The organism is Serratia sp. H1w, assembly GCF_000633355.1.
Lineage (GTDB): Bacteria > Pseudomonadota > Gammaproteobacteria > Enterobacterales > Enterobacteriaceae > Chania.
Genome location: NZ_AYMQ01000126.1, coordinates 1 through 12,901, shown reverse-complemented (window position 1 = coordinate 12,901; position 12,901 = coordinate 1). Strand labels below are relative to the sequence as shown.

The following is a 12,901-nucleotide window of genomic DNA, read 5'->3' as shown; positions in this document are numbered from 1 at the left end:
CGAGTGGCAATAGCTATTATCATCGGCACACACGGGACTGCAGCGGAACAACTGCTGAAAACAGCAGAAATGCTATTGGGTGAGCAAGCCAACGTCGCCTACATAGATTTCGTTCCCGGTGAAAATGCTGAAACGTTAATTGAGAAATACAATGGGAAAATCAGCGAACTCGATACCAGCGATGGCGTCCTGTTTCTGGTAGATACCTGGGGCGGTAGTCCGTTTAATGCGGCCAGCCGTATCGCTGTAGATAAGCCACACTATGAGGTTATCACCGGGGTTAACATTCCCATGCTGGTTGAAACGTTCATGGCCCGTGATGACAACCCAAGCTTCGACGAACTGGTCGCGCTGGCGTTGGAAACCGGCCGTGAAGGCGTGAAAGCGCTGAAAAAACCGGTGGAAGAGAGTGTTAAGCCCGTCGCTCCACAGAGTGTGTCCACCGCCAAAGCCGCTGCGCCACAGGCGCCTCTCGGCCCCAATGACCACATGAAAATCGGCCTGGCTCGTATCGACGACCGTCTGATCCACGGTCAGGTAGCCACCCGCTGGACCAAGGAGACCAATGTCAGCCGCATCATCGTCGTCAGTGATGAAGTGGCCGCCGATCACGTCCGCAGAACCCTGTTGACTCAGGTTGCCCCTCCAGGTGTTACCGCCCACGTGGTGGATGTCGCGAAAGCGATCCGCGTCTGGAACAACCCGAAATACGCCGGCGATCGCGTGATGTTGTTGTTCACCAACCCAACCGACGTTGTGCGTCTGGTGGAAGGTGGCGTCGATATCAAGTCGGTGAATATCGGTGGTATGGCATTCCGCCAGGGCAAAACCCAGGTCAATAACGCCGTATCCGTCGATGAACAAGACATCGAAGCGTTCAAAAAGTTAAACGAACGCGGGATAGAACTTGAAGTCCGTAAGGTCTCTTCCGACAGCAAGCTAAAAATGATGGACCTGATTAACAAACTGAATTAATGGCCTGCGCCGTTAATTTTTTACTCAGAGCTCTTTGGTCATAGGAGAAGTGCAATGGAGATCACCACTCTTCAGATTGTACTGATATTTATCGTTGCCTGTATCGCCGGGATGGGATCCATTCTGGATGAGTTTCAGTTCCACCGCCCGTTAATCGCCTGTACCCTGGTTGGTCTGGTTCTCGGTGACATCAAAACCGGTATCATCATCGGCGGTACGCTGGAAATGATTGCCTTGGGTTGGATGAACATCGGGGCGGCGGTCGCACCGGATGCCGCATTGGCGTCTATCATTTCCACCATTCTGGTTATCGCCGGTGGGCAAAACATTGGTGCCGGTATCGCGCTGGCTATTCCGCTGGCAGCAGCAGGCCAGGTACTGACCATCATCGTACGTACCATCACCGTAGCCTTCCAGCACGCGGCAGACAAAGCGGCGGAACGGGGCAGCCTGAACGGCATTACCCTGATCCACATCTCTGCCCTGCTGCTGCAAGCCATGCGCATCGCCATTCCTGCGGTGATCGTCGCGGTTTCTGTCGGCACTGCGGGCGTCCATGCCATGCTCAACTCCATTCCGGAAGTCGTGACGGGTGGCCTGAACATCGCTGGCGGCATGATCGTGGTTGTCGGTTACGCAATGGTCATCAACATGATGCGTGCCGGCTACCTGATGCCATTCTTCTACCTGGGCTTCGTTACCGCGGCCTTCACCAACTTTAACCTGGTCGCACTCGGCGTGATCGGCGTGGTGATGGCGGTGCTTTACATCCAGCTCAGCCCTAAATACAACAAGTCTCAGGTAGTTCAGGCCCCTGCCGGTGCCAACGACCTCGATAACGAATTGGACTAGGAATAGGTGAAAGAAATGGTTGATACAACGACTCAAAAGAAACTGACACCTGCCGATATTCGTGGCGTATTTATACGCTCTAACCTGTTCCAGGGTTCATGGAACTTCGAACGTATGCAGGCGCTAGGTTTTTGTTTCTCGATGGTGCCGGTGATCCGTCGCCTGTACCCGGACAATAACGACGAGCGCAAGCAGGCGATCAAGCGCCATCTTGAGTTCTTCAATACCCAACCGTTCGTCGCGGCGCCGATCCTTGGCGTGACCATGGCGATGGAAGAAGAACGTGCCAACGGCGCGCCGATCGACGATGCGGCCATCAACGGCATCAAAGTCGGTCTGATGGGGCCATTGGCCGGCGTGGGTGACCCGATCTTCTGGGGTACCGTGCGTCCGGTATTTGCCGCACTGGGGGCCGGTATTGCCATGAGTGGCAGCCTGCTCGGCCCGCTGTTGTTCTTCGTGCTGTTTAACCTGGTACGCCTGTTGGTTCGTTACTATGGCGTTGCCTACGGTTACCGCAAAGGGGTCGATATCGTTGGCGATATGGGCGGCGGCTTCCTGCAAAAACTGACGGAAGGAGCGTCCATCCTCGGCCTGTTTGTCATGGGGGCCTTGGTTAACAAGTGGACGCATGTGAATATCCCGCTGGTGGTGTCGAAAATCACCGACCAGACCGGTGCGACCCACGTCACCACGGTGCAAACCATCCTTGACCAGTTGATGCCTGGCCTGGTGCCACTGCTGCTGACCTTCGGCTGTATGTGGCTGCTGCGCAAGAAAGTCAACGCGCTGTGGATCATTATCGGCTTCTTCGCCATCGGTATCTTCGGTTACTGGATCGGTCTGTTAGGCCTGTAATAGCAATTAACAGCCGGGGGGCAACCCCCGGTTTTTTTATTTATGGAGTGGTGAGATGTCGCTGACCGATAGCGTAATCCTGATTTTTATTGTGCTGATGCTGGCATATGCGCTGTATGACGAGTTCGGCATGAACCTGCTGAAAGGCAAAACGCTGTTAAAGGTCCAGTTAAAACGCAGTAACCGTGTGGACTGCCTGATTTTCGTCGGCCTGGTCGCTATCCTGATCTACCAAAACGTTACCAGCCAAGGAGCACCGGTAACCACCTACCTGTTAATTTCCCTGGCCTTGATTGCCCTGTATATCTCCTATATTCGCTGGCCCAAGATGTTGTTTAAAGCCACGGGCTTCTTCTATGCCAACGCGTTTATTGACTATCGCCGGATAAAGGCGATGAATTTATCCGAGGACGGTTTTCTGGTTATTGATTTAGAACAGCGCCGGTTATTGATCCAGGTTACGCACTTGGATGACCTGGAAAAAATATATAATTTTTTCCTTGAAAATAAATGAGTTAGAAAAACATCGGTGTTTATTGATTAATTTATACTACTCTATGGGATAATTAATCGGCAAAACCGGTGTTGTTTTTGCTTATTATTTCCACACCATTGATGCAACTATCGCCATTATTACCCTCAGCAAACGCGTTAATGAAAATAAGTCTCAATTTCACCCAATACCCCGATGAAATTAAACGTTGTCCGCAGCAAAAATATTATGGTATGGTTGCGCCGTCATTGGGGAGTAGCCGGTTTCTGGCGTGTTATAACCAGAAACGCCCGTATCAACATACTCGTTTCGTCAGCGAAACGTGGTGCGGGCAGCCAGATAGATAGGTTGGCGAGACCATAGGCACGTAACTCCGTCGTAAGGTTGGGGGTGGGTTGCGTGTATATGGAGCCACCCGGCCGAGACTATTTCAATGAACCTTTCCGCAACTCTTATCCTGGCTTTTGGCATGTCTATGGACGCGTTTGCCGCGTCGATCGGCAAAGGCGCCACTCTGCATCAACCGCGTTTTCGCGAAGCTATCCGTACCGGTCTGATCTTTGGCATCATTGAAGCCATTACCCCGCTGATCGGCTGGGGCATCGGGCTGTTTGCCAGCCAATACATCATGGAATGGGACCACTGGGTCGCCTTCAGCCTGCTGTTTATTCTTGGCGCACGCATGATTGTTGAAGGGGCCAAAAACAAACCGGAAGAAGAAAAGGTTACTCGTCACGGCTTCTGGGTGCTGGTCGCTACGGCCATTGCCACCAGCCTGGATGCGATGGCGATCGGGGTAGGTTTGGCGTTCCTGCAGGTGAATATCCTGCATACTGCGATGGCGATCGGGATGGCGACCATGATCATGGCGACGCTGGGAATGATGGTTGGCCGGTTTATCGGCCCGCTGCTAGGCAAGCGCGCAGAAATTCTTGGCGGTGTGGTGTTGATCGGGATTGGCTTTAATATCTTGTTGGAGCACTTGGGCTATCTGGCGTAGTTCCGCATTAATCCCCTCACCCTAACCCTCTCCCCAAGGAGAGGGAATCGATCGTGCCACTCACGGGCGCAGCATGCGGCGCCCCCTACGCAGTAGCTGACTCCCTCGCCCTTTGGGAGAGGGTTGGGTGAGGGGAAGCAGGTTAACCTCTTTCGGCACTTAACCTCGGCGGTACAAGCGGATAGCGAAATCCGTCTCGCAGGCAAACGTGGTCATGTCGAGCAAGCCTTGCTGCACCTCCGGCGAAGCTCGCCAGGCAAACGGCGTCATCTGCAAGAGATTGGCAGCCTGCTCCCCCGGCAGTGACATCGGATAAGCCAATTGCTCGGCTAATTCACAGCTAAAGCCCGTGAGCTGCTCATCATGTTCCGCATGCAGCTGAACTTCCTGATAAACCTGCTGTTTGAGCTGATAAAGGTGACGTGGTCCCGGTGACACCGTCACAACCACCCCACCCGGCTTCACCACCCGCGCTAATTCCTCCGCTTTACAAGGTGCATAGATGCGTAACACGGCATCGAGCGTCGCCTCGGCAAACGGTAAGCGATGGCTGGAAGCCACGCAGAAAGAGACTGCCGGGTAGCGTTTGGCCGCCGAACGTATTGCCACCTTGGCGACATCCAGGCCATACACCGCCATAGCCCGCTCCTGCGATAACCGTTCTGCCACAGCAGCAGTGTAATAGCCTTCCCCACAGCCGATATCCAGCAGCGCCTGTGCCTCATCAGGCAGAGCGCTGGCTAACAACTCAGCCACACGCTGTTGCAACGGCTGATAATAGCCACCATCAAGAAACGCGCGGCGAGCCTGCATCATCTCGGCACTGTCACCCGGCTGTTTCGAGCGTTTGTGCTGCACCGGCATTAAATTGACATAGCCTTCTTTGGCGCGGTCGAACTGATGGTTATTTTCGCAGCGCCATTGCTGGTTGGCGAACTCAAGCGGTTGGAAACACAGGGGGCACTGATAAGACATGGATTGGATCCCAGAGAGACATGGCGCGGCTAGTCTAAAGAAGGCTTATCGTTGATGCAAGGCAGTAGCCATCCGATTCAAAAGCTGGTTACACTGATAACCACTCTCAGCCACAGGTAAAAATGTGTTATGACCGACTACTCCCCGCTCCTCAGCGGCGTTCCTGGCATCGCTCATGGCTTTGGCAATAAAGGTGCCCTGCTGCCAACGCCGCTAGAGCCTTACCGCAGCATCCTGCCCGAGAAAAAACAGGTTCACGGTACGCGCATCGTCGATATTCATCAGCCGGGCCAACAGTGTGGCGAAGCCGACGGTTTTTTCACCCGCGAGCCGGGGATCCCAATAACGGTATTAACCGCAGATTGCCTGCCAGTGATTTTCAGCCGTAAAGACGGTCGTGCCATTGCTGCGGTACATGCGGGCTGGCGTGGCCTGTTGGATGGTATTCTGGAGCAGATGGCCCAACGTATTGGTGTTGATGACGATACCGCCAACTGGGTGGCCTCTATCGGCCCCGCAGCAGGCCCTTGCTGCTATCAGTTTAACCAGGAGCTGGTCGAACAGTTTCAACAGACACTGCCCATGCCAGCGGCATTGATCAGCCCAAGTCACCGCCATCTGGATCTGGCCGCCATCGCCGTAAACAAGCTCCATGCCCTGGGATTCGCCGCGGTCGATCACGCAGGCTCTTGCACCATCTGCACGCTCAACAGCGACCCACGGCAGCCCCAGCGCTTTAAATACACCAGCTATCGCCGCAACAGCCATCGCCGTGCCCAAGATCCCACTCATCCGGGGATTAAAGGCCGCAATCAATACTCCGGCATCATCATCACCGGTTGACCTGCACGGATGTCAGAAACGAAAAAACCCGCACAAAGGCGGGTTTTTTGTTCAGCTGACGCCGATTAGATTGCAGTAACGTTTACTGCAGATGGACCTTTCTGGCCATCTTGGATTTCGAACTCAACGTTCTGGCCTTCAGCCAGGGTTTTGAAGCCGTTACCCTGGATTGCAGAGAAGTGTACGAACACGTCTTTGCTGCCGTCAGCCGGGGTGATGAAACCGAAACCTTTAGACTCGTTGAACCACTTAACTTGACCTTTGATCTTTGCCATCTTGAGTATTTCCTTTGGATTGTTTAAACCGCCCGTAGGCGTTACATAGACAAACTAGAGTCGTTACTGCTTGAGGCACTAAGATAAGGATCGGCAGAGAAGCGGTATTCAACGCTAACGTCTTTACTCAGAACTTCTTTACTGAAAATGCCACACATATACAGAACTGTACCTCGTTTTACCCAAGTGCGTTATCACATACTCTGGAATCGATGGCAAGCCATTTTTAATCACTGATGGACGTGTCGCACATATTTGAAACGGTCAACAGCAAGAATAGCTTAAATAGGGCAAAAGGGGTTGAAGCCTTGACTATTTTCTGCTTTGTAAAGAAGCCGCGCTGTACTCCGCGTGGCGCCTCAGTTTTAACAATTCTTTCAAGTCAGCAGCGAGCAATTTTGACAACATATAAGCCCTGGGCAGGGCAGAAAGCGTAAAAAAATTTGAATCTTTATGGAATTTTATATGCAACTATTGAATATCGATGACCGGGGACCAAAGGGGCAACTGATCCGACCTTTCGGCAACGAAGCCTGTCATAGCAGGAGATTTCTGCTTGAGGCTACGACGGCAAAACCATTCACTCAGACCGTTCCCCCTACCCCCAGCAGTGCATAACCATGCAACGAAGCAAATTGTGCACCAACACTGTGCAGGCAGACGAAATAGCCGCCCTCGCCGTTTCCGCTTATATCCGTAGCTAAGTTAGTAAGGATAAAAACAAATAACGAAAATATCACCTGATCGGCCCGTGGCTATTTCCGGCGTAGCTTAACCGAACCGGCAATGCCTTTTTTTCGCGACGATTGGCGTAGCGGTTTTATCCATTAACGGCCACTAAGCCGCACCACGCCAAGCCCCACCCGGCGCGGGCTACGCCGAATCCTCCTATACTCACTAGGAGTTAGGGATAAGCTCCAAATGCTCGCCGATCTTCAACGGAGAAAAACGATGCTGCTCAAGACCTGCCTCGCTGAGTGCCTGGCTGAGTTGCGCAGGCGGTTCATCCAACGATTCATCGGCTAATTCAAATACGCCCCAGTGGATCGGGATCACTCTAGGTTCATTTAACTGCTGATACAGCCTTACCGACTGTTGCGGATCCATATGCTGCTCTTGCATGAACCATCTTGGGGCATAGGCACCAATAGGCAGCGCGGCGATGTCGAACGGCCCCAGACGGGTACCGATATCGACCAATCGCTCGCTATAGCCGCTGTCACCAGAGAAATAAAAACGTAGCGCGGGGTGGTGGATCACCCAGCCACACCACAGGGAACGGTTGCGATCCCATGGGGTGCGCATACTCCAGTGCCGTGCTGGCGTGGCGTGAAACGTCATCTCGTCCAGCGTCAGGCTCTCCCACCAATCCAGTTCAACCACCCGTTTGGCCGGGTAATGACTGAACCAGCGTTTAAGGCCTAGTGGAACGATAAAGGTGGCATTGCGAAAGCGTTTGGTCAGTTCCCTGATGGTTTGACGATCCAAATGGTCATAGTGATTGTGCGATATCAGCACCACGTCCACCGCCGGTAACTGTTTTACCGTCAGTGGCGGCGGCGTCTTGCGCTGCGGGCCGTAGAAGCTCACTGGCGACGCTCTTGGCGATAGTACAGGATCAATCAGCACATGTCGGCCACCGAGGCGCAGCAGCAGGGAAGCGTGCCCCAGCCACCATACGCGGTCCTGGTCACCGCTCAGATCGGCGGCTTGCCACCAGTGGGCGATAAACTGCTCATAGCCTGCCTGCGGCGGCTTGGGCAACCCAAGCTTCTTGCGCTCATCTTGCCAGCGTTTCAGATCCCCTGCCTGATGGAGTGTCGGCTCCGGGTTGCAGAATCCCTGCGGCGTATGGTGCGCTTTGCTGGCATCGTAAAATTTATTGGTTATTTTCAACCCGTGTCTCCCTGTATTGCTACGACGATTACAGATTATCGACTCAATAGCTTATAGTATCGCATAGACAAACAACGAGACTGCTGACAAACCCTCACCGGACTTACAAGGTAGGGGCGCTGCATGCTGCGCCCATTTGGATCATCAGTGGGTTAGCCAGGGTCGAACATGTTCGACTCCTACAAATTTAGCAACATTGCCGCTTTGTCACCAATCTGACGACTGACCTTTTTGTTGAAGTTGTTGTCATAGCCAGCGTAAGAAGGCCAAGGTCGCCAAGAACCTGTTAAGCCTTTCTTAAGAACCTTGTGATTTACTTACTAGGACATTCTGAAAAGGAGGAGTTATGAGCCGTACTGCATCAGGCAAGTCACGCGTTCGTATGGGCCGCTATCGCCGAGCGTTATCTGCGCAAGGGCAATACTGGAAAATGTATCTGGCCATGAAGCTGCGCCGGCTACGCGTACCGGCACCGCTATTGTTATTGGCAAGCACGCTGGCAGGCTTTTTTATGCTGGGCCTGCTGATGCTTAGCGTCGTGGTGATTGATGTGATCAGCACCGTGTTCCTGCTGTGCAGAAAGCTGCTGCGACTGGGACGCCATCATCAGGGCAACGCCGTTGCCCGATAACCGTTTGGAGGCGCCACGGCGCCTCCAACGTCAACGTTAAGCCTTTTTAACCCCCACCTTTTTGCGCCGGGTCAGCATAAACCCAACCCACAGCAGCAGTACCCACGCCGGCATCAACAGCACGGAGATGCGGATCCCTGGGCTGAAGTACATGATCACCAGGATCAATGACAGGAATACCAGGCACAAATAGTTGCCAAACGGATACCACAGCGCTCGAAAGCTGGTGATCACCCCTTGGCGATCCTTGGCCGCACGGAATTTCAGGTGCGCCAGACAGATCATGACCCAGTTAATCACCAGCGTAGAGACCACTAGCGCCATCAGCAAGCCAAACGCCTTGCCAGGCATGACGTAGTTAATCAATACGCCGACCGAAGTGGCCAGCGCCGATAACGCGATAGACAGCACCGGTACGCCACGCTTGTTGACCTTGGTCAGCACCTTTGGCGCATTGCCTTGCGTCGCCAGCCCAAACAGCATGCGACTGTTGCAATACACGCCGCTGTTGTAGACCGACAGCGCAGCCGTCAGCACCACCACGTTGAGCAGGGTCGCCACCAGGTTGCTGTCGAGCGCATGGAAAATCATCACAAACGGACTGCCGCCTTCCACCACCTTGCCCCACGGATAGAGCGACAGCAGCACCGTCAGCGAGCCGATATAGAAAATCAGGATCCGGTAGACCACCTGATTGGTGGCTTTAGGAATGCTGGTGCGCGGGTCGGCAGCTTCTGCTGCGGTGATGCCCACCATTTCCAAACCGCCAAATGAGAACATGATCACCGCCATCGCCATCACCAGGCCGTTGATGCCGTGCGGCATAAAGCCGCCCTGCTCCCACAGATTACGGATGCTGGCTTCCGGGCCACCGTTACCACTGGCCAACAGGTAGGCACCAAATACGATCATCCCCAGGATCGCCGCCACCTTGATAATGGCAAACCAGAACTCGGTTTCCCCATACAGACGCACGTTCACCAGATTGATCAGGTTAATCAGTACGAAGAATACCGCTGCCGATACCCAGGTCGGGATTTCCGGCCACCAGTAATGAATATAAATCCCTACGGCGGTCAGTTCCGCCATGCCGACCAGAATAAACATGGCCCAGTAGTTCCAACCGGACAGAAAACCGGCAAAATCTCCCCAATACTTATAGGCAAAATGGCTAAAGGAACCGGCCACCGGCTCTTCCACCACCATCTCTCCCAGCTGGCGCATGATCAAAAAGGCAATAAAACCGCCAATGGCATAGCCCAGCAGCACGGAAGGTCCGGCCATCTGAATGGTTTGTGCAATACCCAGAAACAGGCCGGTACCGATGGCACCGCCCAGGGCAATAAGTTGTATATGTCTATTTTTTAAACCGCGTTTTAGCGGGGTATCCTGAAGCTGACCGCCCATCTTATCCTCGTCCGGCTGAGTATCCAGGCAGCATTGCGCAAGATATCGCCAACCAATAAATAAACCTGCGGGCGTTTTAACACTTAACCTTTCAGGCATCAAGGATTAGCGCCCGGCAATCGTTAACCGGGCCAAGGGGTTGCAGGACGTTTGCTATGCCTGTGAGTTAGGCATGCCACACAGTTTGCTGAGGTTGCGGGCGCCGATCATCAGCGTCGCCACATAGGATTGGCGGCGGGTGATGACCTCCACCGCGACGCGATCGTTTTGATATTTTATCAGGTAGGTTGAGGGCCAACCTTGGCGGTGCAGCCCGTAGCTTTTAGCGTGACAATCGATCGCCGCATGGGCGATGACTAAATGGGAGAGATTGGTATCACCTTTGATAATGCGCTTCATAAAACAGTCTCCGTCAGCGACAGGTCCATTGTCAGAATAAGGCGGTGTCTCATCATTACAGGGCAACTACATTATCGACCAACTTTTACTTTATTGCGTTTGCTGACTTAATAAAAAACAGATCATTGCGGCACGCAGCGGGCTGTGACTGTCGGCTTGCCACTCCCCTTGCTGAGTGATCATACTCGCTTGCCACTGTGGCTGACTACCGATTTCGGGTGCATTAAGGCTGATTTTATTGGCACAGATAATTGGCCAGGCATCGGAGGGGTTCTTGCAATAGTCTTTCCCTTTCACGCCGCCGTAAGGGTACCATTTGTCCGGATTTTCCCCGGTGATTAGCGCAATGCTGCGGTTTACTTCGGCGTCACTTTCTTCGTACCATCTAATCATTGCTGATTTCCATCTTTCGTAGAGTTGGCGCTACATTACGACGCCAATACGACAGATTTATGACAGCCTACCGGCCTTTAATATTATTTTTACTTACGGAATAGCGCACGATGTTACTCAGCCTCAACCACCTCACGCTCGCGGTAAGCGACGTAGATCGCAGCTTTCGTTTTTACGTGGATATGTTGGGATTTACCCCCAAGGCGCGCTGGCAACAAGGTGCCTATCTGACACTAGGCGAACTGTGGGTCTGTCTGTCACTGGATGAGGCCCGACAAAAGCAGACGTTGCGCGACTACACGCATTACGCTTTTAGCGTGACTAGCGAAAATTTTGCTCTCGTTGTGGCACGTTTACGCCACCAAGGCGTGGTGGAATGGAAGAGCAATAGCAGTGAAGGGGAATCATTCTACTTTCTCGATCCCGATCGGCACGCACTGGAAATTCATTGTGGCGATCTGGCGAGCCGATTGGCAGCCTGCCGAGAGAAACCCTATCAGGGCATAGTGTTTTACTGATGCGGAATGGTGAGAAGGTGATCCGATTAAAACTGAAACTGAGATAACCGACGTGTCCTATACCTTCTCACCAAATGAGATGCGTGATTAACGCTCTGGGATAAACCCTTTATAACTCAACGCCGGGCTAAGGTCATCATCATAATCGTCAACCGATGCCTTGTCCCCTTTCGCGGCTTGCACCAGCGTTTTTAACAGTGCCGTTTGCTGGCGCTGTTGCTCGGCGATTTCCTGCAACAGTTGGATCTGTTCGTTGGCGCGCACGCTAGCGCGATTCACCAGGAACCAGACCCACAGGCCAAGCAATGAGGCCAACACCACGATGGCGATGGAAATCAGGCCGGACGGGCCATAAGCTAAATCAAACATGAACAACCCTATCTACTCTACTGCCTTAACCAAGCCGACATACTAACATTCTCACCAAGGCCAGGGGCAAGTTTGCGAAAAATTGTTATTTCGCCATGTTACCAGGGAACATAACGTGTGATCGAGCAAAGGCCCAGTGTAAACCGCCCGCCTTGATCGCAATAGCTGTCCAGGGCCAGCAGATAGAACAGCACACAGGCAACCAGCGTCACCGCTATCACCAGCAATTTTTTACGACCAAAACCTTAGCAGCCTCATGATTATGTTGTTAACCTAATCATCATGCTAACATAGACAACTTAAACGAAGTTTAACCAGCCGTTTAGATCTCCCTCCCCCAGCCTGGCGAAGAAATGCCGCGGCTACTCGCGGTTGAACTTCATCTCAATCAGCGCAATCGCTTTTTCAATCGCCCGTTTGGTGATCGGATCGGCACCGGCCGGGTGGCTGGCAAAATCGATATTCTTGAGCTGGCTGGCCATTTTGTCCCGTACTTCCGTTGGCGCGATCACGTCGATGACATCCAGGATCTGCTTGATAACCAGTTGGCAGGCAACCAGGTCGGAGACCAGTTCCTGATCGTTGCTCAGTGCGTTAGACATACTTTTTCCCCTATTGAGTTAAACGCGGCAAAGAATACCATGCCGTTTTGCATTTTACCGTAGGCGTTCCGCCCTGAATTTTCAGCAGTAATACGCATGCCTTGCAAAAACCACCGGCAGAAATGTGGCCTATACTAGGCTGTGTCTCAAACTCAACAGGAGAGCAGTCATGGCGGATCATAATGTGAAATCTTGGGCGACAGTGCGTGAAACCTCGGTAGAAATTGCCGAAGCGATCTTTGAGCTGGCCGGTAACGACGAGACATTGGCGTAAAAAATCTGGGAAGAAGGCAGCGATGAAGTGCTGCCGCTGGCGTTCAGTAAAACCGCAGCCGATCAACTGTACTGGGGCGAAGAAACCATCGAGCGTAAGAACGTTTAACGCCGGTTATCTCCCCCCTCACCCCAACCCTCT

General features: G+C 53.0%; 18 protein-coding genes, 1 pseudogene and 1 riboswitch. Of the genes and pseudogenes, 9 read left to right on the top strand and 10 right to left on the bottom strand.

What is annotated here, in order from left to right:
- Nucleotides 1-3: 3 nt before the first annotated feature.
- From manX to mntP, 5 genes are all read left to right on the top strand, one after another.
- A complete protein-coding gene (gene manX / locus U869_RS0126145) occupies nucleotides 4-975 on the top strand; it encodes a PTS mannose transporter subunit IIAB (RefSeq protein ID WP_025121893.1) in 972 nt (323 codons plus the stop codon).
- A gap of 54 nt (nucleotides 976-1,029) precedes the next feature.
- Nucleotides 1,030-1,827, top strand: coding sequence for a PTS mannose/fructose/sorbose transporter subunit IIC (locus tag U869_RS0126140; RefSeq protein WP_025121892.1), 798 nt, complete (start codon nucleotides 1,030-1,032; stop codon nucleotides 1,825-1,827).
- A 15-nt stretch (nucleotides 1,828-1,842) separates the two neighbouring features.
- Nucleotides 1,843-2,685, top strand: coding sequence for a PTS mannose transporter subunit IID (locus tag U869_RS0126135; protein WP_025121891.1), 843 nt, complete (start codon nucleotides 1,843-1,845; stop codon nucleotides 2,683-2,685).
- Between the two features lie 55 nt (nucleotides 2,686-2,740).
- The gene (locus U869_RS0126130; RefSeq protein ID WP_025121890.1) at nucleotides 2,741-3,199 is read left to right on the top strand and encodes a DUF986 family protein; all 459 of its coding nucleotides are present in this window, start codon (nucleotides 2,741-2,743) and stop codon (nucleotides 3,197-3,199) included.
- Between the two features lie 217 nt (nucleotides 3,200-3,416).
- Nucleotides 3,417-3,600: riboswitch (yybP-ykoY riboswitch) on the top strand.
- A gap of 11 nt (nucleotides 3,601-3,611) precedes the next feature.
- Nucleotides 3,612-4,178: a manganese efflux pump MntP gene (gene mntP / locus U869_RS0126125; RefSeq protein ID WP_025121889.1), complete on the top strand. Its 567-nt coding sequence runs from the start codon at nucleotides 3,612-3,614 to the stop codon at nucleotides 4,176-4,178.
- A 159-nt stretch (nucleotides 4,179-4,337) separates the two neighbouring features.
- Here mntP and rlmA read toward each other — a convergent pair whose 3' ends face one another.
- On the bottom strand, nucleotides 4,338-5,153 hold the full coding sequence (gene rlmA, locus U869_RS0126120) for a 23S rRNA (guanine(745)-N(1))-methyltransferase (protein ID WP_025121888.1): 816 nt from the start codon (nucleotides 5,151-5,153) through the stop codon (nucleotides 4,338-4,340).
- Nucleotides 5,154-5,282: 129 nt separating this feature from the next.
- Between rlmA and U869_RS0126115 the strand changes: the two genes are divergently transcribed.
- A complete protein-coding gene (locus tag U869_RS0126115; RefSeq protein WP_025121887.1) occupies nucleotides 5,283-5,996 on the top strand; it encodes a polyphenol oxidase family protein in 714 nt (237 codons plus the stop codon).
- A 65-nt stretch (nucleotides 5,997-6,061) separates the two neighbouring features.
- On the opposite strand, the gene cspE is transcribed toward U869_RS0126115, so the two are convergent.
- From cspE to U869_RS0126105, 3 genes are all read right to left on the bottom strand, one after another.
- Nucleotides 6,062-6,271 carry a transcription antiterminator/RNA stability regulator CspE gene (gene cspE, locus U869_RS0126110; protein ID WP_002221949.1) on the bottom strand — a complete coding sequence of 70 codons (210 nt, stop codon included), beginning with the start codon at nucleotides 6,269-6,271 and terminating at the stop codon, nucleotides 6,062-6,064.
- Between the two features lie 41 nt (nucleotides 6,272-6,312).
- The gene (locus U869_RS31130; protein ID WP_002211058.1) at nucleotides 6,313-6,429 is read right to left on the bottom strand and encodes a DUF2627 domain-containing protein; all 117 of its coding nucleotides are present in this window, start codon (nucleotides 6,427-6,429) and stop codon (nucleotides 6,313-6,315) included.
- Between the two features lie 739 nt (nucleotides 6,430-7,168).
- Nucleotides 7,169-8,167, bottom strand: coding sequence for an MBL fold metallo-hydrolase (locus tag U869_RS0126105; RefSeq protein WP_025121886.1), 999 nt, complete (start codon nucleotides 8,165-8,167; stop codon nucleotides 7,169-7,171).
- Between the two features lie 346 nt (nucleotides 8,168-8,513).
- On the opposite strand from U869_RS0126105, the gene U869_RS0126100 reads away from it, so the two are divergent.
- Nucleotides 8,514-8,798, top strand: a complete 285-nt coding sequence (locus U869_RS0126100) for a hypothetical protein (protein WP_025121885.1) — start codon at nucleotides 8,514-8,516, stop codon at nucleotides 8,796-8,798.
- 36 nt (nucleotides 8,799-8,834) lie between these two features.
- Here U869_RS0126100 and U869_RS0126095 read toward each other — a convergent pair whose 3' ends face one another.
- From U869_RS0126095 to U869_RS0126085, 3 genes are all read right to left on the bottom strand, one after another.
- A complete protein-coding gene (locus U869_RS0126095; RefSeq protein WP_025121884.1) occupies nucleotides 8,835-10,205 on the bottom strand; it encodes an amino acid permease in 1,371 nt (456 codons plus the stop codon).
- 153 nt (nucleotides 10,206-10,358) lie between these two features.
- Complete coding sequence (locus U869_RS0126090) at nucleotides 10,359-10,604, bottom strand: DUF4060 family protein (RefSeq protein ID WP_025121883.1); 246 nt, start codon at nucleotides 10,602-10,604, stop codon at nucleotides 10,359-10,361.
- 90 nt (nucleotides 10,605-10,694) lie between these two features.
- Entirely contained in the window at nucleotides 10,695-10,997 is a 303-nt protein-coding gene (locus U869_RS0126085; RefSeq protein WP_025121882.1) for a phage protein NinX family protein, read from the bottom strand.
- Between the two features lie 110 nt (nucleotides 10,998-11,107).
- Here U869_RS0126085 and fos point away from each other — a divergent pair, with 110 nt between their 5' ends.
- Nucleotides 11,108-11,515 carry a fosfomycin resistance glutathione transferase gene (gene fos, locus U869_RS0126080; RefSeq protein WP_025121881.1) on the top strand — a complete coding sequence of 136 codons (408 nt, stop codon included), beginning with the start codon at nucleotides 11,108-11,110 and terminating at the stop codon, nucleotides 11,513-11,515.
- Nucleotides 11,516-11,602: 87 nt separating this feature from the next.
- On the opposite strand, the gene U869_RS0126075 is transcribed toward fos, so the two are convergent.
- From U869_RS0126075 to U869_RS0126065, 3 genes are all read right to left on the bottom strand, one after another.
- Nucleotides 11,603-11,884, bottom strand: a complete 282-nt coding sequence (locus tag U869_RS0126075) for a YebO family protein (protein WP_025121880.1) — start codon at nucleotides 11,882-11,884, stop codon at nucleotides 11,603-11,605.
- Between the two features lie 98 nt (nucleotides 11,885-11,982).
- On the bottom strand, nucleotides 11,983-12,111 hold the full coding sequence (locus U869_RS0126070) for a PhoP/PhoQ regulator MgrB (protein WP_029987836.1): 129 nt from the start codon (nucleotides 12,109-12,111) through the stop codon (nucleotides 11,983-11,985).
- Between the two features lie 135 nt (nucleotides 12,112-12,246).
- The gene (locus U869_RS0126065; RefSeq protein ID WP_025121878.1) at nucleotides 12,247-12,486 is read right to left on the bottom strand and encodes a DUF2766 family protein; all 240 of its coding nucleotides are present in this window, start codon (nucleotides 12,484-12,486) and stop codon (nucleotides 12,247-12,249) included.
- Nucleotides 12,487-12,655: 169 nt separating this feature from the next.
- Here U869_RS0126065 and U869_RS29715 point away from each other — a divergent pair.
- Nucleotides 12,656-12,868: pseudogene (locus U869_RS29715) on the top strand (YccJ family protein).
- Nucleotides 12,869-12,901 lie beyond the last annotated feature (33 nt).

Coding starts and splice junctions, on each gene's coding strand:
- U869_RS0126140 (WP_025121892.1), top strand. CDS start 1,030: ATGGAGATCACCACTCTTCAGATTGTACTGATATTTATCGTTGCCTGT.
- U869_RS0126135 (WP_025121891.1), top strand. CDS start 1,843: ATGGTTGATACAACGACTCAAAAGAAACTGACACCTGCCGATATTCGT.
- U869_RS0126130 (WP_025121890.1), top strand. CDS start 2,741: ATGTCGCTGACCGATAGCGTAATCCTGATTTTTATTGTGCTGATGCTG.
- mntP (WP_025121889.1), top strand. CDS start 3,612: ATGAACCTTTCCGCAACTCTTATCCTGGCTTTTGGCATGTCTATGGAC.
- rlmA (WP_025121888.1), bottom strand. CDS start 5,153: ATGTCTTATCAGTGCCCCCTGTGTTTCCAACCGCTTGAGTTCGCCAAC.
- U869_RS0126115 (WP_025121887.1), top strand. CDS start 5,283: ATGACCGACTACTCCCCGCTCCTCAGCGGCGTTCCTGGCATCGCTCAT.
- cspE (WP_002221949.1), bottom strand. CDS start 6,271: ATGGCAAAGATCAAAGGTCAAGTTAAGTGGTTCAACGAGTCTAAAGGT.
- U869_RS31130 (WP_002211058.1), bottom strand. CDS start 6,429: ATGTGTGGCATTTTCAGTAAAGAAGTTCTGAGTAAAGACGTTAGCGTT.
- U869_RS0126100 (WP_025121885.1), top strand. CDS start 8,514: ATGAGCCGTACTGCATCAGGCAAGTCACGCGTTCGTATGGGCCGCTAT.
- U869_RS0126095 (WP_025121884.1), bottom strand. CDS start 10,205: ATGGGCGGTCAGCTTCAGGATACCCCGCTAAAACGCGGTTTAAAAAAT.
- U869_RS0126090 (WP_025121883.1), bottom strand. CDS start 10,604: ATGAAGCGCATTATCAAAGGTGATACCAATCTCTCCCATTTAGTCATC.
- U869_RS0126085 (WP_025121882.1), bottom strand. CDS start 10,997: ATGATTAGATGGTACGAAGAAAGTGACGCCGAAGTAAACCGCAGCATT.
- fos (WP_025121881.1), top strand. CDS start 11,108: ATGTTACTCAGCCTCAACCACCTCACGCTCGCGGTAAGCGACGTAGAT.
- U869_RS0126075 (WP_025121880.1), bottom strand. CDS start 11,884: ATGTTTGATTTAGCTTATGGCCCGTCCGGCCTGATTTCCATCGCCATC.
- U869_RS0126065 (WP_025121878.1), bottom strand. CDS start 12,486: ATGTCTAACGCACTGAGCAACGATCAGGAACTGGTCTCCGACCTGGTT.